We start from the raw sequence: 21,083 nt of genomic DNA on the forward strand, positions 1-21,083 counted from the left end.
CCACGCTAGCGGCGCGCACGCCGGAAGAGGGACGGCCACACCCCGTCGGGTGTCCCGGCGGCGAGCTCCCCGTCGTCGGCGGCGGTGACCGCGCCGGTCCCGGCGAGGACGACGGTCTCGTAGACGTCGAGGACCCGGCGGGCCACCACCTGCCAGTCGTAGCCGGCGGCCGCCTCCTGCCCGGCCGCCGACAGCCGCGCCCGGCGGGCGGGGTCGGCGAGCAGGTCCGACAGCGCCCGGGCCAGCGCGGCGGCGTCCCCGCGGTGCACCAGCACGCCGGCCGCGCCGTCCTCCAGCACCCGCGCGAACGCGTCGAGGTCGCTGGCGACGATGGGCGCGCCGGCCGCCATCGCCTCGATGAGCACCACGCCGAAGGACTCGCCGAGCAGGTTGGGCGCGCAGTAGACGTCCACCGAGCGGAGGAAGGCGGCCTTGTCGGCCTCCGTGAGCTCGCCGAGCACCGCCACCGACGGCGCGAGGTCCTCGCCCAGCGAGCCGCGCAGCGCGTCGGGGTCGCCCCGCCCGGCTACCAGCAGCCGGGCGCCGGGGTGCTCCCGGACGACGGTGCGCATCGCCTCCAGCAGCACCGGCAGGCCCTTGCGCGGCTCGTCGTAGCGGCCGAGGAAGCCGACGGTCGGGCCGTCGACGCCCCGCGCCAGGCCGGACAGCGGCGGCCCCTCGGCGAACGGGGCGACGTGCACGCCGTTGGGGATGATCACCGCGTCGCCGCCGAGGTGCTCCACCTGCACCCGCCGGGCGAAGTCGGAGACGGCGATCCGGCCGTTGATCCGCTCCAGCCACGGGCGCACGACCGGCCCCCAGGCGGCCAGCCACTTCGACCGGACGGTGGCGGCGTGGAAGGTGGCCACGATCGGGCCGGTGGCGATCATGCAGACCAGCAGCCCGGTCGACGGCGGGGCCGGGTCGTGCACGTGGACGACGTCGAAGTGCCCCTCGCGCAGCCACCGGCGCACCCGGGCCGCCGACACCGGGCCGAACTGCACGCTGGCCATCGAGCCGTTGTACGGGATCGGCACGGTGCGCCCGGCGAAGGTGATCCAGGGGTCGGTCAGCGACTCCTCGTGCTCGGCCGGGGTGAGCACCTCGACGTGGTGGCCGAGCCCGCGCAGCGTCTCGGCGAGGTCGCGCACGTGGTACTGGACCCCGCCGGGGACGTCCCACTGGTAGGGGCAGACCAGCCCGATCCGCATCAGCCGCGCTCCGCCGCGGGCGGGTCCGGCGGCACGTCGTCCCACACCCGGCCGAGCACGTGCCAGTCCTCGGGGCGGACGGCGAGGTCGTCGGTGAACGCGTCGGCGACCCCCTGCATCCCGGCCTGGACCCGGTCGCGCAGGCTGCCGGGTCCGTCGACGCGCACCTCGGGGCGGACGGCGAACTCCCAGCCGCGGTCGGTGAAGCGGCATATCGCCGGGTGCAGGGCGGCGCCGGTCCGGGCGGCGAGCAGGGCGGGGCCGCCGGGCATCGTCGCCCGGCGGGAGAAGAGGTCCACGGAGACGCCGCCGGAGCCCAGGTCGCGGTCGACCAGCAGGCAGGTGAAGCCCCCGCCGTCCAGCCACTCGCGCAGCACCGCCGAGCTCGGCCGCGCTCCCCCCGTCAGCGGCAGCACCTCGATGCCGAGGGACCGGCGGTAGTCGAGGAACCGCTGGTAGAGCGACTCGGGGCGCAGGCGCTCGGCGACGGTGGTGAACGGGCCGCCGAGCCAGTCGACGAGCCACACGCCCGCGGCGTCCCAGTTCCCGCTGTGCGGCAGCGCGACGACGACGCCGCGGCCCTGGTCGCGGGCCCGCTCGAAGTGCTCGACGCCGGAGCTGGCGGTGTCGGCCACGATCCGCTCGCGGGGCAGCCGCGGCAGGCGGAACGCCTCCTGCCAGTACCGCGCGTAGGAGCGCACCGCGCGCACGGTCAGCGCGTCGAGCTCCTCGTCGTCCAGCTTTCCGCCCGTGGCCACCCGCAGGTTGGCGCGCAGCTGACGGACCTTGCGGCCCTCGCGCCCGGCCGCCCACCGCCCCGCCGCGTCGGAGGCGCCGCGGGCCACCGGCTCGGGCAGCCGCTGGACGGCCTGCCAGCCGGCGGCGTAGCCGAGGTCGGTGAGCCGGGCGGCCGCGCGGGCGCGGGCGCCGCTCACCGCGCCGGCGCCGGGGCCGCCGGCGCCGGCTTGCCGCGGGCGCCGCGGTGGACCGCGGCGATCCGCTGCCCGACCGTGACGGCGCCGCCGGCCACCGACAGCCAGAGGCCCACGTCGACCAGGTACGGCAGGCCCAGGCCGGTCAGCCCGGTGCCGGTGAGCACCAGGATGAGCCGCTCGGTGCGCTCGACCAGCCCGACGTCGCAGGGGATGCCGACCCCCTCGGCGCGGGCCTTGGTGTAGCTGGTGAGCACGCCCAGGACCAGGGCGACCAGCGCCAGCAGCGCGAGCAGCCGGTCGTCGCCGGCGCCGGTGAACCACCACACCAGCGCGCCGAAGACGGCGGCGTCGACCGCCCGGTCGCAGGTGGAGTCGAGCACCGCGCCGAAGGCCGACCCGCCGCCGCGGGCCCGGGCCAGCGCGCCGTCGAGCATGTCGAGCAGCACGAAGACGGTGACGGTGAACGCGCCCCAGAACAGCTGCCCGCGCGCGATGAGCAGCACCGCCCCGGCGACGGCACCCAGCGTGCCGGTGACGGTGACCACGTCGGGCGTGACCCCGGCGCGCGCCAGCCGGGTGACCACCGGCGCCCAGAACCGGCCGACGGCGGCGCGGGCGCCCTGTCCCAGCACGTCAGTCCCCCCGCACCGGTGCCGCTGCCGGGGTGGTGGCCGGGGCCGGCCAGGAGCGGGCGAGCAGCGCCCGCGTCTCGGCGAGCACCTGGGGCAGCACCCGGGTCAGCCCGATGACGGGCATGAAGTTGGTGTCCCCGCCCCAGCGCGGCACCGCGTGCTGGTGCAGGTGGTCGGCGATGCCCGCGCCGGCCACCGAGCCCTGGTTCATCCCGATGTTGAAGCCGTGCGCGCCGGTCACCTCTCGCACCACCCGCATCGCCGTCTGCGTGAACGCGCCCAGCTCGGCGACCTCGGCGGCGGTGAGGTCGGTGTAGTCGGGCACGTGCCGGTACGGGACCACCATGAGGTGCCCGGCGTTGTAGGGGTAGAGGTTGAGCACCGCGAACACCGTCTCCCCGCGGGCGACCACCAGCCCCTCCTCGTCCGGCATGGCCGGGATGAGGCAGAACGGGCAGTCGTGCTCCCCGGTCGGCTTGCCCTCGCCGCGGATGTAGGCCATCCGGTAGGGCGTCCACAGGTGCTCGAAGACGGTGGCCGGGCCGCCGTCGTCGCTCGAGACCGGGACGTTGACGCCGTCCGGGCCGGTGGTCACGACCGCCCCAGCGGCGTCTCGGCGCTCGGGTCGGTGTTGTGCCGGGCGGCCACCCAGGCGGCGACGGCGTCGACGGCCTCGTCCACCGGCACCCCGTTGCGCTGGCTGCCGTCGCGGAAGCGGAAGGAGACCGCGCCGGCCTCGGCGTCGGTGGCCCCGGCGATGAGCACGAAGGGCACCTTCTGCTTGCTGGCGTTGCGGATCTTCTTCTGCATGCGGTCGTCGGAGTCGTCGACCTCGGCCCGGATCCCCCGCTCCCGCAGCCGCAGCGCCACGTCGCGCAGGTAGGGGACCTGGTCGTCGGTGACGGGGACCGCGGTCACCTGCACCGGCGCCAGCCAGGCCGGGAACGCGCCGGCGTAGTGCTCGGTGAGCACGGCGAAGAACCGCTCGATGGAGCCGAACAGCGCCCGGTGCAGCATCACCGGCCGCTGCCGGGACCCGTCGGCGGCGGTGTATTCCAGGCCGAAGCGCTCGGGCAGGTTGAAGTCGACCTGGATGGTCGACATCTGCCAGCTGCGGCCGATGGCGTCGCGCGCCTGCACGGAGATCTTGGGGCCGTAGAACGCCGCGCCGCCCGGGTCGGGCACCCACTCCAGGCCGGAGTCCAGCGCCGCCTGGCGCAGCGCCTCGGTGGCCACCTCCCAGCTCTCGTCGGACCCCACCGACTTCGCCGGGTCGCGGGTGGACAGCTCCAGGTAGAAGTCGCTCAGGCCGTAGTCGGCGAGCAGGCCCAGCACGAAGTCGAGCAGGCTGCGCAGCTCTCCGGCCATCTGCTCGGGGGTGCAGTAGATGTGCGCGTCGTCCTGGGTGAAGCCGCGGGCCCGGGTGAGCCCGTGCACGACGCCGGACTTCTCGTAGCGGTAGACGGTGCCGAACTCGAACAGCCGCAGCGGCAGCTCCCGGTAGGACCGGCCGCGGGCCCCGAACACCAGGTTGTGCATCGGGCAGTTCATCGGCTTGAGGTAGTAGTCCTGCCCCTGCCGGCGCACGGTGCCCGCCGCGTCGCGCTCCTCGTCGAGCTGCATGGGCGGGTACATGCCCTCGGCGTACCAGTCGAGGTGCCCGGAGACCTCGAACAGCCGCGCCTTGCTGATGTGCGGGGTGTTGACGAAGGAGTAGCCGGCCTCCTCGTGCCGACGGCGGCTGTAGGCCTCCAGCTCCCGCCGCACGATCCCGCCCCGGGGGTGGAAGACCGCCAGGCCCGAGCCGATCTCGTCGGGGAAGCTGAACAGGTCCAGCTCCGCGCCCAGCCGGCGGTGGTCGCGGCGCTCGGCCTCGGCGACCTGCTCCAGGTAGGCCTTGTGCGCCTCGCGGCTCTCCCAGGCGGTGCCGTACACGCGCTGCAGCTGCGGGTTCTTCTCGCTGCCGCGCCAGTAGGCCGCGGCCGACCGGGTGAGGCTGAACGCCGGGATGCTCGAGGTGCGCGACAGGTGCGGCCCGCGGCACAGGTCGGTCCACACGCGCTCGCCGGTGCGGGCGTCGAGGTTGTCGTACATGGTCAGCTGCGCGCCGCCGACCTCGACGTCGGCGCCCTCCGCGACCTCGGCAGCGTCGGCGGCCCCGCTCTTGAGGCCGATCAGCTCGAGCTTGTACGGCTCGTGGGCGAGCTCGGCGCGGGCGTCGTCGTCGCCGATCTCGCGGCGGGAGAACCGCTGGCCGGCCTTGACGATCTGCTGCATGCGCTTCTCCAGCGCCTGCAGGTCCTCGGGGGTGAACGGCTTCTCGGGGTCGAAGTCGTAGTAGAAGCCGTTCTCCACCGGCGGGCCGATGCCCAGGCGGGTGCCGGGGAAGAGGTCCTGCACGGCCTGGGCGAGCACGTGCGCGGTGGAGTGGCGGATGACGGCGCGGCCCTCGGGGCTGGCGGCCGGCACCGGCTCGACGTCGGCGTCGGCGTCGGGGGCCCAGGCGAGGTCGCGGAGGTCGCCGGTGGCCAGGTCGCGGACGACGACGGCACCGTCGGGGCCCTTGAGCGCGACCCCGGCGTCCTTGAGCGCCTGCTCGGCCGTGGTCCCGGCCGGCACCCGGATCGGGGCGGCGGCGGCGGGGGTGGGCGCGGCGGACACGGGGTCTCCAGGGGGTCGCTCGGGGGTGCCGGTCGGCGTCCGTCCGGGAGGGACGGGCACCGGCCAGCGTATCGAGCGCCCGCCTCCGGTCTCGGAGACGGCGACTACGCCGGGACGACGGCGTCGCCGACGGCCACCGTGCCGGGCTGCACCACCTCGGCGTAGACGCCGAGGCAGTGCTTCGGCAGACGGGTGACCTCGAGCACGGCCGAGCCCAGCCGCAGCCGGCGGCCCACCCAGTCGCGCTCCAGGTCGCCGGGGGTGTCGGCAGGAGTGTCGCCGGGGAGGTCGAGCAGCAGGTTGGCGCGCGGGTCCTCGGCGCCGCAGCCGGCCGGCACGACGCCCGCGGCGGCCCGGTCGAGGGCCTGCCGGGACACCAGGTGCACCGCGGCGGACCCGTCGGGCCGGGCGGTCAGCGGCTCGAGCCGCGCGGGCGCGCCGAGCGCGGCGGTGACGGCGGCGGCGTCCGCCGCCGGGTCGCCCGTGGCGGGGACGCCGGCCAGGGCCGGCGCGTCCTTCGCGCGCAGCACCCGCCCGTCGGCGCCGACGACGGCCCAGGCGCGGTCGCCGGCCAGTCCCGACGGGCCGACGTCGGCCTGCCGCAGCCGCGTCCCGGCGCAGCCGCGCACCGGGTAGACCGAGATGCCGACGACGGTGCCCGCGCTCACGCCCGCCACGCTACGGCCGACCTCAGGCCGCGACGCCACCTCGTCGCCGCAGCCGGCGCAGCTGGGACTCCAGGTAGGGCCGGGCCCGGCGCTGCCCGCCGCGGACGGCGATCGCCTCGGCCAGCTGGGTGAGGGTGCGCCCGAGCCGCTCCTCGTCGGCCGGCCAGCCGCGGCGCAGGCACTCCTCCAGCCACTCGACGGGCGCGGTGTGCCCGCGCTCGGCGTTGCAGCGGCGGCAGGCCGCGACCTCGTTCTCCAGCCACGACGGCCCGCCCTTGACGCGCGGCACGACGTGCTCGGTCGTGGGGGTCACCTGCCCGGAGAGCGCGCGGCCGCACCAGATGCAGGTGGGGCCGTCCCGTTCCACGGCCGCCTCCAGGCGCGCGGCCCTGTCCAGTGCCATCTCCCCCATGGTGCGCCCGATCGGGCCGGAGGCGGCGGACTCAGCCGAGCCGCTCCTCCAGCCGCACGGTGACCTCGTCCCCGGCGGCCTTGCCGATGGTCCGGCGCAGGTCGGCGCGCACCGGCAGCTCGTGCGTGCCGTCGCCGAGGGCCGTGAACGAGCTGCGGAAGGGCACACCGTCGATGGTGCCGCGCACCTCCACGAGGCCGCGGGTGCCGGAGTACTCGGCCGAGCCGGGCATCTGCACGTAGGTCCAGCCGCCCTCGGCCGGACTGCGCACCAGGGGGGCGGTGAACTCGGCGTCGAGCGCGCCGGGGCCTGCGGGACCGCTCACGGTGTCCTCCTCGACGGCGGTGGGGTGGCGGTGCAGACCGGCGCGCCGGCCGGATCCCATCGGTCGCCGCGCGGTCCGCCGGTGGCTGCGGGCCCGGCGCGCCTGCACCGATGAGAAACGGGATCGGCCAGTGTCTGACCCGACGAGAACGGCCGGGAGCGGCCGTCCGGGACACGTGAGGAGCACGACATGGGCGCGATCCGGGTGCACGAGTTCACCACCGTCGACGGGGTGGTCGACGTCCCGATGTGGACGGTCGACTACGGGTTCCCCGACGACCTGTCCGAGTCGATCGGGGCGCTGACCGCCGCGTCGTCCGGGATCCTGCTGGGCCGCACGACCTTCGAGATGTTCGCCCCGGCGTGGTCGACGCGGACGGTGGAGGACGACCCGGGCGCGCCGTTCTTCAACGACACGACCAAGTACGTCGTCTCCTCGACGCTCACCGACGCCGGGGCGGTGTGGCGCAACTCCGAGGCGCTCGGCGGCTACGACGCCGACCGGATCCGTGGTCTCGCGGCCGACCGCGACCTCTACGTCAGCGGCAGCGCCACGCTGGTGCGCGCGCTGGTCGCCGACGGCCTCGTCGACGAGCTGCACCTCTACGTCTACCCGCTCGCGCTGGGCGAGGGCATCCGGCTGTTCCCCGAGGGGACGGCGCAGAAGCTGTCGCTGCTCGACGTCGCGAAGCTGAGCAACGGGGTCGCGCACCTGACCTACGGCCCGGCCTGAGCGGACCGCCGGGGCCGGGTCCCGCGGGGACCCGGCCGCCGGCGGCGCACCCGCTCAGTCCGGGACGACCGCGTCCCCCACCCGGATCTCGCCGTCGGTGAGGACGTCGGCACGCAGCCCGCCGCGGTGGATGAGCGGGCGCAGCGTGCCCGGCCCGCTGAGCCGGTCGAGGTGCACGCAGGGCTCGCACAGCCGCCGCCCCTCGCACAGCACGTCCCCGACTCGGAAGCGCCGGCCGACCAGCGCGTTGACGTCGACGCCCCGGGTGAGCACGTTGCGGCGGCTGCCGGCGAGGTCCAGGGGCACCCCTGCCGCGGACAGCTCCTCGAGGACCTCGGCGGCCACGAGCGTGAGGTCGTAGCCGGGACGCCGCCCGCCCCGCGGGCTGAAGGTGCCGGCCCCGGCGGCGTAGCGGTCGCCGTCGAGGCCGCGGCCGGCCCGGGCCTGCGCCACGTCGAGCAGTCGCATCGGGGCCTCGGCGGCCGGCGCCACGGCGAGGCCCTCGACGGTGCCGCGCAGCACCTCCGCGGCCGGCCGCCGGTGCAGCACCGGGTCGAGGGGGGCGACGGCGTGGGCCTCGCGGATGCGCAGGTCCGCGGTGGCCCGGCCGAGCAGCGCCGGCGTCTGCGGGCTGAGGACCACGCCCGGCGGCGTGCCGAACGCCAGCACGGCCGCGGCGCCGTCGCCGTCCGGGTGCTCGACCACGGCGATCCACCACCCGGGCCACTGGAAGCGCACCGGGTCCGCGATCGGCACCAGCCCCGAGCCGTGCCCGGCGAGCCAGGTGCGCCAGGCGCCCAGCGCCTGCGGGAGCCCGCCGTCGGGCAGTGGCAGGTCGCCGACCGGCACCTCGGTGACCGACGCCAGGCACGCGGCGAACCCCCGGGTGAGGGCCCCCTCGGGCGGTCCGGGTGGGAGCTCGACGTCGATCACGGGTCCTCCTGGGGACGGGGCGGGTGGTGGCGGGGCGCGCGGCGCTCAGGCGCCGGCCGCACCGCGGACGGCGAGCGACACCGCCAGCAGGGTCATGACGACGGCGATGGCGCCGTCGAGGACCCGCCAGGCGGCCGGGCGGGCGAACACCGGCCGCAGCAGGCGCGCGCCGAAGCCGAGGCCGGTGAACCACAGGACGCTGCCCAGGCCCGCGCCGGCGGCGAACTGCCACCGGTGCTCACCGTAGGTCGAGGCCGTCGAGCCGAGCAGCACCACGGTGTCCAGGTACACGTGGGGGTTGAGCCAGGTCAGGGCCAGGCAGGTGCCCACGGTGACCGCGAGGCCGGTGCGGGCGCCCGCGGCGTCGGGCAGCAGCGCGCCGGGGCGCAGGGCCCGCCGGGCGGCGAGCAGCCCGTAGCCGAGCAGGAAGGCCGCCCCGGCGAAGCAGACCACCGGGACGAGCCACGGCAGCCGGGTCAGCGCCGCCCCGGCGCCCAGCACGCCGGCGAGGATGAGCACCACGTCGGAGAGCGCGCACACCCCGACCACCGCGGCCACGTGCTCGAGCCGCAGCCCCTGCCGCAGGACGAAGGCGTTCTGCGCCCCGATGGCGACGATGAGGCCCAGGCCCAGCGCGAGGCCGGAGACGGCGGCGAGCAGCGCCGGGGTGGTCAGCACGTCCCCGACGCTACGAAGCACCGGTTGTGCAGTCCAGCTACAGATCCTGATGCGTCGTTAGCATCGCTGTCCGTGGACCTCGACCTGGCGCAGCTGCGGGCGCTGGACGCCACCGTGCGCGGCGGCACGCTGGAGGCCGCCGCCCGGGCGCTGCACGTCACCCCGTCGGCCATCAGCCAGCGGCTGCGTGCGCTGGAGGTGGCCACCGGCCGGATCCTGCTGGTCCGGACCAGACCGGTGCAGGTGACCGAGTCCGGGCAGGCGGTGCTGCGGCTGGCGCGGCAGGTGGACCTGCTGGCCGCCGAGGTCGTCCGCGAGCTCGGCGCCGAGGGCGCGTCCGCGGTGCCGACGCTGCCGATCGCGGTCAACGCCGACTCGATGGCCACCTGGGTGCTGCCCGCCCTCGCGCCGCTGGCCGGCGAGGTCTGCTTCGACCTGCACCGCGAGGACCAGGAGCACACCAGCGCGCTGCTGCGCGCCGGCACGGTGATGGCCGCGGTGACCGCGGACGCCGAGCCGGTGCCCGGCTGCACCGCCACCCCTCTCGGCGGCATGCGGTACCGACCGACGGCCACCCCCGCCTTCGTGCGGCGCTGGTTCCCCGCCGGCCCCACCCCCGAGGCCCTCGCCCGCGCCCCGGTCGTCGTCTTCGACCGCAAGGACGACCTGCAGGACCGCTACCTGCACGCGCGCGCCGGCGCCGGCGTCTCCCCGCCGGTGCACTTCGTCCCCGCCGCGGCCGACTTCGTCGCCGCCGTCGGCCTGGGGCTGGGCTGGGGCATGGTGCCCGACCTGCAGGCGCGCGGGGCCGGTGCGGAGCTGGTCGCCCTCGACGACCCGGTCGACGTCGTCCTCCACTGGCAGCAGTGGCGGCTGCGGTCGGCCACCCTCGACCGGGTGCGCGACGCGGTGGTGGCGGCCGCCGCCCGGGAGCTGGACCGGCCCGACCGCTGAGCGGCCACCTGTCCCCGGGGAGAACGCCGAGGGGCCGGGCACCCCGTCGCGGGAGTGCCCGGCCCCTCGTGCCGGTGGGCGATACTGGGTTCGAACCAGTGACCTCTTCGGTGTGAACGAAGCGCTCTACCACTGAGCCAATCGCCCGCTGCGCCGACCATGATGCCAGACGCTCACCGCCACAGGGGCACCCACCCCGGCACCCAGTCCGGCACGCCGGTCACGTGCAGCACGACCAGGAGCACGCCGCACACGAAGGCCGCCGTCAGCAGCCCGACCGCCAGGCGCACCCACACCGGCTGCCGCCCCAGCCACTCGGTCCAGGCCGAGACGTGCCGCTTGGTGAACTCCAGCAGCCGCTCGGCCCACATGAACTCGGTCGCGAGGACGAACAGGCCGGCGATGACGGTCAGCCAGCCCGGCCCGGGCAGCGGGATGGTGACCAGGCCGAGCGCGACGACCAGCCCGCCGACGACCCCGACCACCGCGCGGTAGGCGGAGTCCAGCGAGCGGCGGGCGGCCAGCCGGCGGCGCCAGCGGGTCTCGGCGACCCGCTCCCGCAGGCTGTGGTGCCCGTCCTGGGCGAAGTGCGCCCGCCGCTCCTCCGCGGTGGGGCGGGTGCGCCGCTCCCGCGGGGGTGCCGTGTCCTGTCCGCTCAGCTGGTCACCTGCCCGCTCGCCACCACGTCCGACGGTTCCGCCGGCATCTGCCTGCCCGGCTCGACGCTGATGGCGTAGCCCTCGTAGGCGTCGAGTCCGGTCGCGGCCGAGCCTACGGTCCGCAGGTCGGTCCGTGGGGTGACCACGTCGAAGGTGCCCAGCGGCACGGGGTCGTCCCCGGCCACGCCCCACACCACGTACACGCTGTCGCTGCTGTCGTTGACGGCCAGCCCGTCGGCGACCACCTGGAGCCGGCCGTCGCGGGCCACGACGGTGGCCACGGGCCGCCCGTCGTCGTCGACGACCGGCGCGATGGCCGCGCGCCCGGGCTGCAGCAGCGAGTCGAGGACCTCGGCCTGCTCGGTGGCCAGCGCCTGCGCGTCGTCCCGCGCCGACCCCAGCACGACGACCCAGGTGCCCAGCGCCAGGATCGCGGCGACCGCCGCGGCCACCAGGGCGTTGGGCAGCACCCGCCGCCACGCCGTCCGCTCCGCCTCCCCGGCGTCCGGGACGTGGGCCGGGAAGCCGGTGGCCTCCGGCGGCGGGTCGGTGCGGCGGCGGCCGCCGGGCCGCCCGGGGCCGGCCGCGGCGGTCGACGGCGGGACGGCGCCGCGGCCGGCCGGGGCGTCGTCGCCGGCGGCCTGCCCCACCGCGCCGGGCGGGGGCGGCACCTGCCCGGTCCGCTCGACGGCGGCGCGCAGCCGGTCGCGGAGGCCGTCCGAGGGCTCGGCGGGCGGCAGGTCGGCGGAGAGGGCGGCCATCACCTCGGTGGTCTCGGCGACCGTGCGGGTGCAGCGCGGGCAACCGGGCAGGTGCGCGCCGAAGACCGCCTCGTCCTCCGGCTCGAGCGCGTGCAGCGCCCAGCCGACGGCGAGCTCGTCGAAGGTGTCGTGTGGATCGGGGCGCGCGCTCACCGGGCAGCACCCCCGTCGACGGGCGCCGGACCGCTCAGCGCGCCCCCGATGCTCGCGCCGGCCACGGTCCCGAGCTCCTCCTTGAGCCGGCGCATGCCGGCGAGCATCCGGGTCTTCACCGTGCCCAGCGGCGCACGGGTGAGGGCGGCGACCTCCCGCTGCGTGTAGCCGCCGTAGTAGGCCAGGGTCAGCGCCTCCCGCTGGGCGTCGGGCAGCGCGCTCAGCGCGGTGCGCACCCGCTCGGAGACCACGCGCGACCAGGCCTCGTCCTCGACGTCGTGCTCGCGGGTCGGCGCGCTCAGCACCAGGTCGTCCCCGGCGCGCGTCTGCCGCCGGCGGTGGGACTCCTCGCGGCGCACCGCGTCGACCGCCTTGTGGTGGACCATCGCCATGAACCAGGAGGAGAAGCTGCCGCGCGACCCGTCGTAGGCGAACGGGTCGCGCCAGACGGTGAGGAACACGTCCTGGACGACGTCCTCGGCCAGCGTGTCGTCGCCGAGGACCCGCCGGGCCAGCGTGAAGGCCGGACGGCGGAACCGGTCGTACAGGTCGTCGACCGCACCCCGGTCGCCGGCGCGCACGCGCGACACGAGGTCCGCGTCACCGGAGTCGCCCTCCGGACGTCGTGCCGGACGCGTCACGGCTCCCATGGTCACACGTCACGTTCGACAGGCACACTGATCCCGGTTCACCACGCCGTAGAACGGGTAGCGAGCGAGCACCCGGTCGGATGACACGCCCGGGGCGCCGGGCCGCGCACCGTCCCGGCGTGCCGGTCGTTGGAGAGGTCATGCCGCAGCACGCTTCCCCCGGGTACTCGGTCCCCACGACGCTGCACCTGGTCGGCCCCTCGTCGTGGACGGAGGTGCCCGCCGTCCTCTCCTACGAGGTGCGCGACCCGTTCGCGGTCCGCATCGGCTTCGGAGAGGCAGGAGAGCCCGAGGACGGGATCACCTGGCTGCTCAGCCGTGAGCTGCTGGTGGCCGGGCTCGACCGTCCCGCCGGCGACGGCGACGTCCGGCTGTGGCCGGCCCGCACCAGCGGCGACGTGCTCTACCTGCACCTGCGGGCACCCTCGGGTGAGGCGCTGTTCGAGCTGTCGCGGGCCACGGTCGCCGCCTTCCTCCTGCAGATCGAGGCCCTGGTGCCCACCGGCCAGGAGACGGCGGCCCTCGACGTGGACCAGGAGCTGGCGGTCCTGCTGTCCGGCGGCGCCGACCCGGCGGCCGGCTGACCCCGGGGGGACCCCCCGTGAGAGCCCCCCGCCGGGTCGGGTATGGTTCTCCCCGTACGACAGCAACGCGGACGTGGCTCAGTTGGTAGAGCATCACCTTGCCAAGGTGAGGGTCGCGGGTTCGAATCCCGTCGTCCGCTCGGGACCTCGGGCGCTGGTCGCGAGACCGGCGCCCGTGTGTGCGGTGGAGTGGCCGAGAGGCGAGGCAACGGCCTGCAAAGCCGTCTACACGGGTTCAAATCCCGTCTCCACCTCGCCTCCGCGCCGGAGGGTGGAGCGGGCCGGTCGGCAGACCGGACTCGGGCGATTGGCTCAGTGGTAGAGCGCTACCTTGACACGGTAGAGGTCACTGGTTCGAACCCAGTATCGCCCACACCAGCAGGGCCCCAGGTCGACGACCTGGGGCCCTGACCCGTTCCGGGCCGGGGTCAGCCGCCGGCGACCCGCGGCGCCACCTGCTCGGCCCAGAAGCGCTCCACCTGCCCGGCCAGCGCGTCCGGGTCGCCGCTGTTGTCCAGCACGACGTCGGCCACGGCGCGGCGCTGCTCGTCGGTGGCCTGCGCGGCGATGCGGGCGCGGGCGTCCTCCTCCCCCAGCCCGCGCAGCGCCAGGCGCCCCACCCGGGTCTCCAGGTCGGCCTCGACCACCAGGACGAGGTCGTACTGGCCGGCCTGGCCGGTCTCGACGAGCAGCGGGACGTCCTGGACGACGACCGCGTCCGGGGCGGCCTGCGCGACCACCTCCTGGGCCCGCGCGCGCACCAGTGGGTGCACGATGCCGTCCAGCCGTGCCCGGGCGTCGGGGTCGGCGAAGACGACGGAGGCCAGCGCCGCCCGGTCCAGCGCGCCTTCCGGGGTCAGCACCCCGCGCCCGAAGGCGCCCACGACGGCGGCCAGGCCCGGCGTGCCGGGCTCGACGACCTCCCGGGCGATCCGGTCGGCGTCGACGACCACCGCCCCGCGGGCCGCCAGCAGCGCGGCGACCGTGCTCTTGCCCGAGCCGATCCCGCCGGTCAGTCCGATGCGCAGCATGCACGGACCGTAACCAGCACACCGGACGCGGTCACGGACGGGTAACGCCCGGGCGACCCGCCCGGCGCGTCGCACCAGTCACACCCGTCACTCCTCATAACGTCCGCCCCGTCGGTTCCCCACGGAGGGGGACGCAGCCGAGAGAGGCAGGCACTGACGATGTCGCAGTCCCGCACCGCCGTCGCGACGGTCCCCGCGGCCCCCCGCACCCCGGGCCGGCACCGCGTGGAGCGCGCGGGCGGCATCCGGGTGGCCGACCTGCCCGCCGTCCGCGAGCGCCTGGCGGCGCGGGAGGCGACCACCTCGCGGCGCAGCGCCTTCCTGCGGTGGCTGTTCGACGCCGCTCCGGCCGGCCGGCACACCTGGCAGGCGCTCACCGCCGCCGGCGGCCGTCCCCGCACCGCGTTCGCCATCATCCTGAGCCTCTAGCCGGGCCGGCCCGCCCGGTCGGGGAAGCCGGGCGGGCAGCAGGCCCGCGTCCCCGCGGTCCCACCGCGGACACGACAGAGGCCCAGGACCTCTCGGGTCCTGGGCCTCTGTCGTCGATCAGACCGTCAGGCGGTGCGCCAGCAGGTCACTCCCCGCCGGCGAGCTTGGCCCGCAGCGCGGCGAGCGCCTCGTCGCTGGCCAGCGTCCCGCCACCGCCGGAGGTGGTGTCGCCACCGGTCGCCGTGTCACCGCCGGAGGAGTAGTTGCCCCCGGCAGCGGCCTCGGCGTCGGCCTCGCGGGCCGCGGCGATCTGCTTGCGGTGCGCCTCGAAGCGGGCCTGGGCCTCGGCGTACTGCCGCTCCCAGGTCTCGCGGGCCTCCTCGTAGCCCTCGAGCCACTCCCCGGTCTCCGGGTCGAAGCCCTCCGGGTAGATGTAGTTGCCCTGCTCGTCGTAGGAGGCGGCCATGCCGTAGGCGGCGGGGTCGAACTGCTCCTCGTCGCCGATGACGCCCTCGTTGGCCTGCTTGAGCGACAGCGAGATGCGGCGCCGGTCGAGGTCGATGTCGATGACCTTGACCAGGATCTCGTCGCCGACCTGCACGACCTGCTCGGGGATCTCCACGTGGCGCTCGGCCAGCTCGGAGATGTGCACCAGGCCCTCGATGCCCTCGTCGACCCGGACGAACGCACCGAAGGGCACCAGCTTGGTGACCTTGCCCGGCACGACCTGGCCGATCTGGTGGGTGCGGGCGAACTGGCGCCACGGGTCCTCCTGCGTCGCCTTCAGCGACAGGGAGACCCGCTCGCGGTCGAGGTCGACGTCGAGGACCTCGACGGTGACCTCCTGGCCCACCTCGACGACCTCGGACGGGTGATCGATGTGCTTCCAGGACAGCTCGGAGACGTGCACCAGGCCGTCCACGCCGCCGAGGTCGACGAACGCGCCGAAGTTGACGATCGAGGAGACGACGCCGGTGCGCACCTGGCCGCGGGCGAGCTTGTTGAGGAACTCGCTGCGGACCTCGGACTGCGTCTGCTCCAGCCACTGCCGGCGGGAGAGGACGACGTTGTTGCGGTTCTTGTCGAGCTCGATGATCTTGGCCTCGAGCTCGCGGCCCACGTAGGGCTGCAGGTCGCGGACGCGGCGCATCTCGACCAGCGAGGCGGGGAGGAACCCGCGCAGGCCGATGTCGAGGATGAGACCGCCCTTGACGACCTCGATGACGGTGCCGGTGACGACCTCGTCGGCTTCCTTCTTCGCCTCGATCGTGCCCCAGGCGCGCTCGTACTGGGCGCGCTTCTTGGACAGGATGAGGCGGCCTTCCTTGTCCTCCTTCTGGAGGACGAGGGCTTCCACCTCGTCGCCGACGGTGACGACCTCGTGCGGGTCGACGTCGTGCTTGATGGACAGCTCGCGCGAGGGGATGACGCCCTCGGTCTTGTAGCCGATGTCCAGCAGCACCTCGTCCCGGTCGACCTTGACGATCACGCCTTCGACGATGTCGCCGTCGTTGAAGTACTTGATGGTCTGGTCGATCGCGGCGAGGAAGTCCTCGGCGGTGCCGATGTCGTTCACCGCGATCTGGGGGGTGCTGTCAGGACGGACCTGGGTGGAGGTCATGTGGTCGAGTGCTCCGGACGGGGGGATGCGTAGGGACAGGACACCGCGGCCGGGTGACCGCGGGAGCGGGGAAGCCGGCGCGCGCCGGACCCCTCCGGGGTACAGCACTGACAGACCTCTGGCGCCTTTCCCATGGTACGGACGCGGGCGCGTGCGGGTCCACCTGGGTGCACTCCCGCCAGTCCGGCGGCGGCGTGTCACGATCGGCGTGTCATGAGCCCGCCGACCACGCTGCCGCTGGGCCCCGACGGCTATCCCGCCGCCGGCGGCGTCGAGCGGCGCCCGGCCGGCCGCAAGGAGTCGGCGCGGGCCAACCGCGGCTGGTGGGACGCCGCCGCCCCGGCCTACCTCGCCGAGCACGGCGCGGACCTCGGCGACGTGGACTTCCTGTGGTGCCCCGAGGGGCTGCGCGAGGCCGACGCGCGGCTGCTGGGCGACGTCCGCGGGCGCCGGGTGCTGGAGGTGGGCTGCGGCTCGGCCCCCTGCGCGCGGTGGCTGCACCGGGCCGGGGCCGACGTCGTCGCGCTCGACGTCTCCGCCGGGATGCTCGCCCGCGCCGCCGAGCTCAACCGCGCGACCGGCCTCGACGTGCCGCTGCTGCAGGCCGACGCGGGGGCGCTCCCGCTGGCCGCCGCCTCGGTCGACGTCGTCTGCTCGGCGTTCGGCGGGCTGCCCTTCGTCGCCGACGTCGAGGGGGCGCTCGCCGAGGTGGCGCGGGTGCTGCGGCCGGGCGGGCGGTTCGCGGCGTCGGTCAACCACCCCTTCCGCTGGCCGCTGCCCGACTCCCCCGACCCCGACGACCTGCGCGTGGTGTCCTCCTACTTCGACCGGCGGCCCTACGTGGAGACCGACGGCGAGGGGCGCACGGTCTACGTCGAGCACCACCGCACGGTCGGCGACTGGGTGCGCGCCGTCGTCGGCGCCGGCCTGGTGCTCGACGACCTGGTCGAGCCCGAGTGGACGCCGGGCCGCACCCAGGTGTGGGGCCAGTGGTCCCCGGAGCGCGGGGCGCTCGTGCCGGGCACGCTCGTCCTGGTCGCGCACCGACCCTCGACCTCAGCCTGAGGGGCAGAGCCGGACCGTCCGGGGTCGGCCCGGCGCACGGGGGGCACCGGGGTCCTCCCTCAGTGCGCGGCGGCGTCCCAGCTGGCGCCGGAGCCGACCGAGACCTCCAGCGGCACCGACAGTTGCGCCGCGCCGGCCATCTCCCGGCGCACCAGTGCCTCGAGCGCGTCGTGCTCCCCCGGCGCGACCTCGAGCACGAGCTCGTCGTGCACCTGCAGCAGCACCCGGGAGGACAGCCCCTCGGCGGTGATCGCCCGGTCGACGCCGAGCATCGCCACCTTGATGACGTCGGCGGCCGACCCCTGGATGGGGGCGTTGAGCGCCATCCGCTCGGCCATCTGCCGCCGCTGCCCGTTGTCGCTGGTCAGGTCGGGCAGGTAGCGGCGGCGGCCGAGCGTCGTCTCGGTGTAGCCGGTCTGCCGGGCGTCGTCGACGACGCCGTCGAGGTACTCGCGGATCCCGCCGAAGCGCTCGAAGTAGGCGTGCATCTGCTCGCGCGCCTCCTCGGTGGAGATGCGCAGCTGCTGGGCCAGGCCGTAGGCGCTCAGTCCGTAGGCCAGGCCGTAGCTCATCGCCTTGATCCGGCGGCGCATCTCCGGGTCGACCTCCTCGATCGGGATGTCGTAGGCCCGGGAGGCGACGAAGGAGTGCAGGTCCTCCCCCGAGGTGAAGGCCTCGATGAGGCCCTCGTCGCCGGAGAGGTGGGCCATGATCCGCATCTCGATCTGGCTGTAGTCGGCGGTCATCAGCGACTCGTAGCCCTGCCCGACGACGAAGGCCTGGCGGATCCGCCGGCCCTCGGCGGTGCGGATCGGGATGTTCTGCAGGTTCGGGTCGGTCGAGGACAGCCGGCCGGTGGCGGCGATCGTCTGCTGGTAGGTGGTGTGGATGCGGCCGGCGTCGTCGACCATCGGGATGAGCCCGTCGATGACCGTGCGCAGCCGGGTGACGTCGCGGTGGCGCAGCAGGTGCTCGAGGAACGGGTGCCCGGTCTGCGCCAGCAGGTAGGTCAGCGCGTCGGCGTCGGTGGTGTAGCCGCTCTTGATCTTCTTCGTCTTGGGCAGGCCCAGCTCGTCGAAGAGCACCGCCTGCAGCTGCTTGGGCGAGCCCAGGTTGATCTCGTGCCCGATGACGGCGTAGGCCTCGGCGGCCGCGGCGGCCACGCCCTCGGCGAACTCGCGCTGCAGCTCGTGCAGCAGGTCGGTGTCGACGGCGATGCCGGTGCGCTCCAGGCCGGCGAGGACGCGGGTGAGCGGCAGCTCGATCTCGCCGAGCAGGTGGTCGCCGCCGCGCTGGCCGAGCACCTGCTCGAGGGCGTCGGAGAGGTCGTTGACCGCGACGGCCTTGAGCACGTCGGCGTGCGCGGCCTCGGCGGCGACGTCGGCCTCGCTCGGGCCCAGCCCGTCGAGGGTCAGCTGGCTGTCGGGGGCGGCGGCGTCCTTGAGCTCGCGGCGCAGGTAGCGCACCGCCAGGTCGCCGAGGTCGAAGGACCGCTGGCCCGGCAGCGCCAGGTAGGCGGCCAGCGCGGTGTCGCTCACCAGCCCCTGCACGTCCCAGCCGCGCGCCCACACCGCCAGCAGTGGGCCCTTGACGTCGTGGGCGACCTTCTCCGCGGCCGGGTCGGCCAGCCAGTCGGCCAGCGCCCGCTCGTCGGCGGCGTCGAGGTCGGGGCCGGTGTCGACGAAGAGGGCGTGGTCGTCCCCGGCGGCCAGCGCCAGGCCGGCCAGCTCGCCGGTGCCCCGCCCCCACGTCCCGCGGAAGACGACGCCGGTGCGCCCGGTGCGGGCGTGCGCGTCGAGCCAGGCGGCCAGGCCCCCGGCGGGGACGTCGTCGGCGGTGACCTCGAAGCCGCCCTCGACCTCGGGCTCGGCGCTGGTGAGCGTGGCGAACAACCGGTCGCGCAGCACCCGGAACTGCAGGTTGTCGAAGAGGGTGTGCACCTCGTTGCGGTCCCAGGCGCGCACGGCGAGGTCCTGCGGGCCCACCTCGAGGGGCACCTGCCGGTCGAGCTCGGTGAGCCGCCGGTTCTGCAGCACCGAGGACAGGTGCTCGCGCAGCTTCTCGCCGACCTTGCCCTTCACCGTGTCGACCCGGTCGACGAGCTCGTCGAGGGAGCCGTACTCGCGGACCCACTTGGCCGCGGTCTTCTCCCCCACGCTCGGGATGCTCGGCAGGTTGTCGCTGGGGTCGCCCCGCAGCGCCGCGAAGTCGGGGTACTGCCGCGGCGTCAGCCCGTACTTCGCCTCGACCTCCTCCGGCGTGAACCGGGTCAGGTCGGAGACGCCCTTGCGCGGGTAGAGGACGGTGACGTGCTCGTCGACCAGCTGCAGGGCGTCGCGGTCGCCGGTGCAGATGAGCACGTCCATGCCCTGCTCGACGGCCTGCACGGTGAGCGTGGCGATGACGTCGTCGGCCTCGAAGCCCTCCGCGGTGACCACCGGGACGTGCAGCGCCCCGAGCACCTCCTGGATGAGGCTGACCTGCCCGCGGAAGTCGGTCGGGCTCTCGCTGCGGTTGGCCTTGTACTCCGCGTAGATCTCGCTGCGGAAGGTCTTGCGGCCGACGTCGAAGGCGACCGCCAGGTGCGTGGGCTGCTCGTCGCGCAGCACGTTGATCAGCATCGACGTGAAGCCGTAGACGGCGTTGGTCGGCTGGCCGGTCGTCGTCGAGAAGTTCTCCACCGGCAGGGCGAAGAAGGCACGGTAGGCCAGCGAGTGCCCGTCGAGGAGCAGCAGCCGCGGCCGCGTCCCCGGACTCGCAGGGGCGGTGGGCGCGGAGGTGGTCACCGGAGCGGACATCGCGGCGATCCTAGTTCCGGGCGCCGACGGGGAGGGCCCGCGCCGGGGGTCACCGCGGGCGCTGGTTACCGTGCCCGGCGTGACGACGTCCCCTCCGGACTGGCTGCCGGCGGTGGCCCCCAGCCCGCTCGACGACAAGCTCGGCATCGAGATCGTCGACTACTCCCCCGACCGGCTGGTGGCGACGATGCCGGTCGAGGGCAACGAGCAGCCCTACGGCCTGCTGCACGGCGGCGCCACCTGCGCGCTGGTGGAGTCCGTGGGGTCGTGGGCGGCCGCGATCGGGGCCGGTCCCGGCCGCCGGGTCGTGGGCGTGGAGCTCAACGCCAGCTACCTGCGCGCGGCCACCGCGGGCACCGTCACCGCGGTGTGCACGCCGGTGCGCCGCGGCCGGACGCTGTCGACGTTCCTCATCGAGGTCACCGACGACCAGGGCCGGCCGACGGCCAGCGCCCGGCTGACCTGCGCGGTCCTCACCCCGTAGCCCCGCCGGACCCGTAGCCCCGCCGGACCTGCTCAGCCCTCGGCCACCGCGCCCCAGGGGACCGGCCCGCGCACCACCGGGCGGCGGCGCGGCGCCGTCCGCCGGGGCACCGGCACCCCGCCCCGCTGCCAGGAGGCCAGCGAGCGGACCAGCGTCTCCCGGGGCACGATCCGCCGGGTGGTCAGCGGCGCGAAGCCCATCCGCGCGAAGAACCGCTGCCGCTCGGCCTCGTGCCCGCCCACGGCGGCCACCACGTGCTCGGCGCCCACGTCCGCGGCGTGCTCGGCGGCCGCGGCCAGCAGCGCGGCCCCGACGCCGCGCCGCCGGTGCTCCGGGTGGACGACGAGGTTGTCGACGGTCACCTGCGGGACGCCGAGCAGCACCGAGAGCGGGTCGAGCCCCAGCACCGCCAGGCCCACCGCGACCTCCGCGCCCGACCCGCTGCCGTCGCGAGCGTTCGCCCCCGGCAGCACCGCGAGGACGACGCGGTACGCGGGGTCGGCCAGCAGCCGCCGGAAGCCCGCCGTCGCCGCGGCGCCGGGCGTCTGCCCGGTGAGGACGCCCTCGGCGTGCGCCTCGACGCGGTGCTGGCGCACCAGCGCGAGGACGGCGGGCAGGTCGCCCGGTCGCGCCGTGCGCGCGACCACGCGGGACCGCTGACCGGTAGCTGACACGGTGTCCTCCCCTGGACGGTGCCGCGAGCCTGC

General features: G+C 75.5%; 23 protein-coding genes and 4 tRNA genes. 9 read left to right on the top strand and 18 right to left on the bottom strand.

The window, feature by feature from the left end; all coding sequences use genetic code 11:
* Positions 1–5: 5 nt before the first annotated feature.
* The 8 genes from BLQ97_RS16590 to BLQ97_RS16625 form a co-directional block, all read right to left on the bottom strand.
* Complete coding sequence (locus BLQ97_RS16590) at positions 6–1,211, bottom strand: glycosyltransferase family 4 protein (protein ID WP_091367359.1); 1,206 nt, start codon at positions 1,209–1,211, stop codon at positions 6–8.
* Positions 1,211–2,146 carry a phosphatidylinositol mannoside acyltransferase gene (locus BLQ97_RS16595; RefSeq protein WP_091367133.1) on the bottom strand — a complete coding sequence of 312 codons (936 nt, stop codon included), beginning with the start codon at positions 2,144–2,146 and terminating at the stop codon, positions 1,211–1,213. Before BLQ97_RS16595 ends, BLQ97_RS16590 begins: the two co-directional genes overlap by 1 nt.
* A complete protein-coding gene (gene pgsA / locus BLQ97_RS16600) occupies positions 2,143–2,778 on the bottom strand; it encodes a phosphatidylinositol phosphate synthase (RefSeq protein WP_091367134.1) in 636 nt (211 codons plus the stop codon). Before pgsA ends, BLQ97_RS16595 begins: the two co-directional genes overlap by 4 nt.
* A gap of 1 nt (position 2,779) precedes the next feature.
* Complete coding sequence (locus BLQ97_RS16605; RefSeq protein WP_091367135.1) at positions 2,780–3,373, bottom strand: HIT family protein; 594 nt, start codon at positions 3,371–3,373, stop codon at positions 2,780–2,782.
* Positions 3,370–5,439 (bottom strand): threonine--tRNA ligase, encoded by a 2,070-nt coding sequence (gene thrS / locus BLQ97_RS16610; RefSeq protein ID WP_091367136.1) that lies wholly within the window; start codon positions 5,437–5,439, stop codon positions 3,370–3,372. The genes BLQ97_RS16605 and thrS overlap by 4 nt, the downstream gene beginning before the upstream one ends.
* 104 nt (positions 5,440–5,543) lie before the next feature.
* On the bottom strand, positions 5,544–6,107 hold the full coding sequence (locus tag BLQ97_RS16615; protein ID WP_091367360.1) for an MOSC N-terminal beta barrel domain-containing protein: 564 nt from the start codon (positions 6,105–6,107) through the stop codon (positions 5,544–5,546).
* A 22-nt stretch (positions 6,108–6,129) separates the two neighbouring features.
* Complete coding sequence (locus tag BLQ97_RS16620; RefSeq protein ID WP_175471785.1) at positions 6,130–6,510, bottom strand: HNH endonuclease; 381 nt, start codon at positions 6,508–6,510, stop codon at positions 6,130–6,132.
* Between the two features lie 40 nt (positions 6,511–6,550).
* Positions 6,551–6,844 (bottom strand): DUF1905 domain-containing protein, encoded by a 294-nt coding sequence (locus BLQ97_RS16625; RefSeq protein ID WP_245692306.1) that lies wholly within the window; start codon positions 6,842–6,844, stop codon positions 6,551–6,553.
* Between the two features lie 189 nt (positions 6,845–7,033).
* Here BLQ97_RS16625 and BLQ97_RS16630 point away from each other — a divergent pair, with 189 nt between their 5' ends.
* Positions 7,034–7,576: a dihydrofolate reductase family protein gene (locus BLQ97_RS16630; protein WP_091367138.1), complete on the top strand. Its 543-nt coding sequence runs from the start codon at positions 7,034–7,036 to the stop codon at positions 7,574–7,576.
* A gap of 54 nt (positions 7,577–7,630) precedes the next feature.
* On the opposite strand, the gene BLQ97_RS23685 is transcribed toward BLQ97_RS16630, so the two are convergent.
* A complete protein-coding gene (locus tag BLQ97_RS23685) occupies positions 7,631–8,509 on the bottom strand; it encodes an MOSC domain-containing protein (protein ID WP_217637233.1) in 879 nt (292 codons plus the stop codon).
* A gap of 45 nt (positions 8,510–8,554) precedes the next feature.
* Complete coding sequence (locus BLQ97_RS16640) at positions 8,555–9,187, bottom strand: LysE/ArgO family amino acid transporter (RefSeq protein ID WP_091367139.1); 633 nt, start codon at positions 9,185–9,187, stop codon at positions 8,555–8,557.
* Between the two features lie 72 nt (positions 9,188–9,259).
* Between BLQ97_RS16640 and BLQ97_RS16645 the strand changes: the two genes are divergently transcribed.
* Positions 9,260–10,141: a LysR family transcriptional regulator ArgP gene (locus BLQ97_RS16645; RefSeq protein ID WP_091367140.1), complete on the top strand. Its 882-nt coding sequence runs from the start codon at positions 9,260–9,262 to the stop codon at positions 10,139–10,141.
* A 75-nt stretch (positions 10,142–10,216) separates the two neighbouring features.
* On the opposite strand, the gene BLQ97_RS16650 is transcribed toward BLQ97_RS16645, so the two are convergent.
* The 4 genes from BLQ97_RS16650 to BLQ97_RS16665 all read right to left on the bottom strand — a co-directional run bounded on the left by BLQ97_RS16650 (position 10,217) and on the right by BLQ97_RS16665 (position 12,304).
* A tRNA-Val gene (locus BLQ97_RS16650) sits at positions 10,217–10,288 on the bottom strand.
* A gap of 26 nt (positions 10,289–10,314) precedes the next feature.
* The gene (locus BLQ97_RS16655; protein WP_091367363.1) at positions 10,315–10,704 is read right to left on the bottom strand and encodes a TIGR02611 family protein; all 390 of its coding nucleotides are present in this window, start codon (positions 10,702–10,704) and stop codon (positions 10,315–10,317) included.
* Between the two features lie 92 nt (positions 10,705–10,796).
* Positions 10,797–11,714 carry an anti-sigma factor domain-containing protein gene (locus BLQ97_RS16660; RefSeq protein WP_091367141.1) on the bottom strand — a complete coding sequence of 306 codons (918 nt, stop codon included), beginning with the start codon at positions 11,712–11,714 and terminating at the stop codon, positions 10,797–10,799.
* Positions 11,711–12,304 (bottom strand): sigma-70 family RNA polymerase sigma factor, encoded by a 594-nt coding sequence (locus tag BLQ97_RS16665; protein ID WP_245692311.1) that lies wholly within the window; start codon positions 12,302–12,304, stop codon positions 11,711–11,713. The genes BLQ97_RS16660 and BLQ97_RS16665 overlap by 4 nt, the downstream gene beginning before the upstream one ends.
* Before the next feature lie 200 nt (positions 12,305–12,504).
* Between BLQ97_RS16665 and BLQ97_RS16670 the strand changes: the two genes are divergently transcribed.
* The 4 genes from BLQ97_RS16670 (at position 12,505) to BLQ97_RS16685 (ending at position 13,321) form a co-directional block, all read left to right on the top strand.
* A complete protein-coding gene (locus BLQ97_RS16670) occupies positions 12,505–12,948 on the top strand; it encodes an SsgA family sporulation/cell division regulator (RefSeq protein WP_091367143.1) in 444 nt (147 codons plus the stop codon).
* 67 nt (positions 12,949–13,015) lie between these two features.
* A tRNA-Gly gene (locus tag BLQ97_RS16675) sits at positions 13,016–13,088 on the top strand.
* Between the two features lie 43 nt (positions 13,089–13,131).
* Positions 13,132–13,202, top strand: a tRNA-Cys gene (locus BLQ97_RS16680).
* A 47-nt stretch (positions 13,203–13,249) separates the two neighbouring features.
* Positions 13,250–13,321: transfer RNA gene (locus tag BLQ97_RS16685), tRNA-Val, on the top strand.
* Between the two features lie 55 nt (positions 13,322–13,376).
* Here the strand turns inward: BLQ97_RS16685 and coaE are convergent.
* Positions 13,377–13,979, bottom strand: coding sequence for a dephospho-CoA kinase (gene coaE / locus BLQ97_RS16690; protein WP_091367144.1), 603 nt, complete (start codon positions 13,977–13,979; stop codon positions 13,377–13,379).
* 159 nt (positions 13,980–14,138) lie between these two features.
* Between coaE and BLQ97_RS16695 the strand changes: the two genes are divergently transcribed.
* Positions 14,139–14,408, top strand: coding sequence for a hypothetical protein (locus BLQ97_RS16695; RefSeq protein ID WP_091367145.1), 270 nt, complete (start codon positions 14,139–14,141; stop codon positions 14,406–14,408).
* Positions 14,409–14,553: 145 nt separating this feature from the next.
* On the opposite strand, the gene rpsA is transcribed toward BLQ97_RS16695, so the two are convergent.
* Positions 14,554–16,029, bottom strand: coding sequence for a 30S ribosomal protein S1 (gene rpsA, locus BLQ97_RS16700; protein ID WP_091367146.1), 1,476 nt, complete (start codon positions 16,027–16,029; stop codon positions 14,554–14,556).
* A gap of 213 nt (positions 16,030–16,242) precedes the next feature.
* Here rpsA and BLQ97_RS16705 point away from each other — a divergent pair, with 213 nt between their 5' ends.
* Entirely contained in the window at positions 16,243–17,094 is an 852-nt protein-coding gene (locus tag BLQ97_RS16705; RefSeq protein WP_091367147.1) for a class I SAM-dependent methyltransferase, read from the top strand.
* A gap of 59 nt (positions 17,095–17,153) precedes the next feature.
* On the opposite strand, the gene polA is transcribed toward BLQ97_RS16705, so the two are convergent.
* Positions 17,154–19,892, bottom strand: coding sequence for a DNA polymerase I (polA, locus tag BLQ97_RS16710; protein WP_091367148.1), 2,739 nt, complete (start codon positions 19,890–19,892; stop codon positions 17,154–17,156).
* 79 nt (positions 19,893–19,971) lie between these two features.
* Here polA and BLQ97_RS16715 point away from each other — a divergent pair, with 79 nt between their 5' ends.
* Entirely contained in the window at positions 19,972–20,376 is a 405-nt protein-coding gene (locus tag BLQ97_RS16715) for a PaaI family thioesterase (RefSeq protein ID WP_091367149.1), read from the top strand.
* A 32-nt stretch (positions 20,377–20,408) separates the two neighbouring features.
* Here the strand turns inward: BLQ97_RS16715 and BLQ97_RS16720 are convergent, their stop codons facing one another.
* A complete protein-coding gene (locus tag BLQ97_RS16720; RefSeq protein ID WP_175471786.1) occupies positions 20,409–21,050 on the bottom strand; it encodes a GNAT family N-acetyltransferase in 642 nt (213 codons plus the stop codon).
* Positions 21,051–21,083: the final 33 nt, after the last annotated feature.

Source organism: Geodermatophilus telluris (assembly GCF_900102745.1).
Classification (GTDB): domain Bacteria; phylum Actinomycetota; class Actinomycetes; order Mycobacteriales; family Geodermatophilaceae; genus Geodermatophilus; species Geodermatophilus telluris.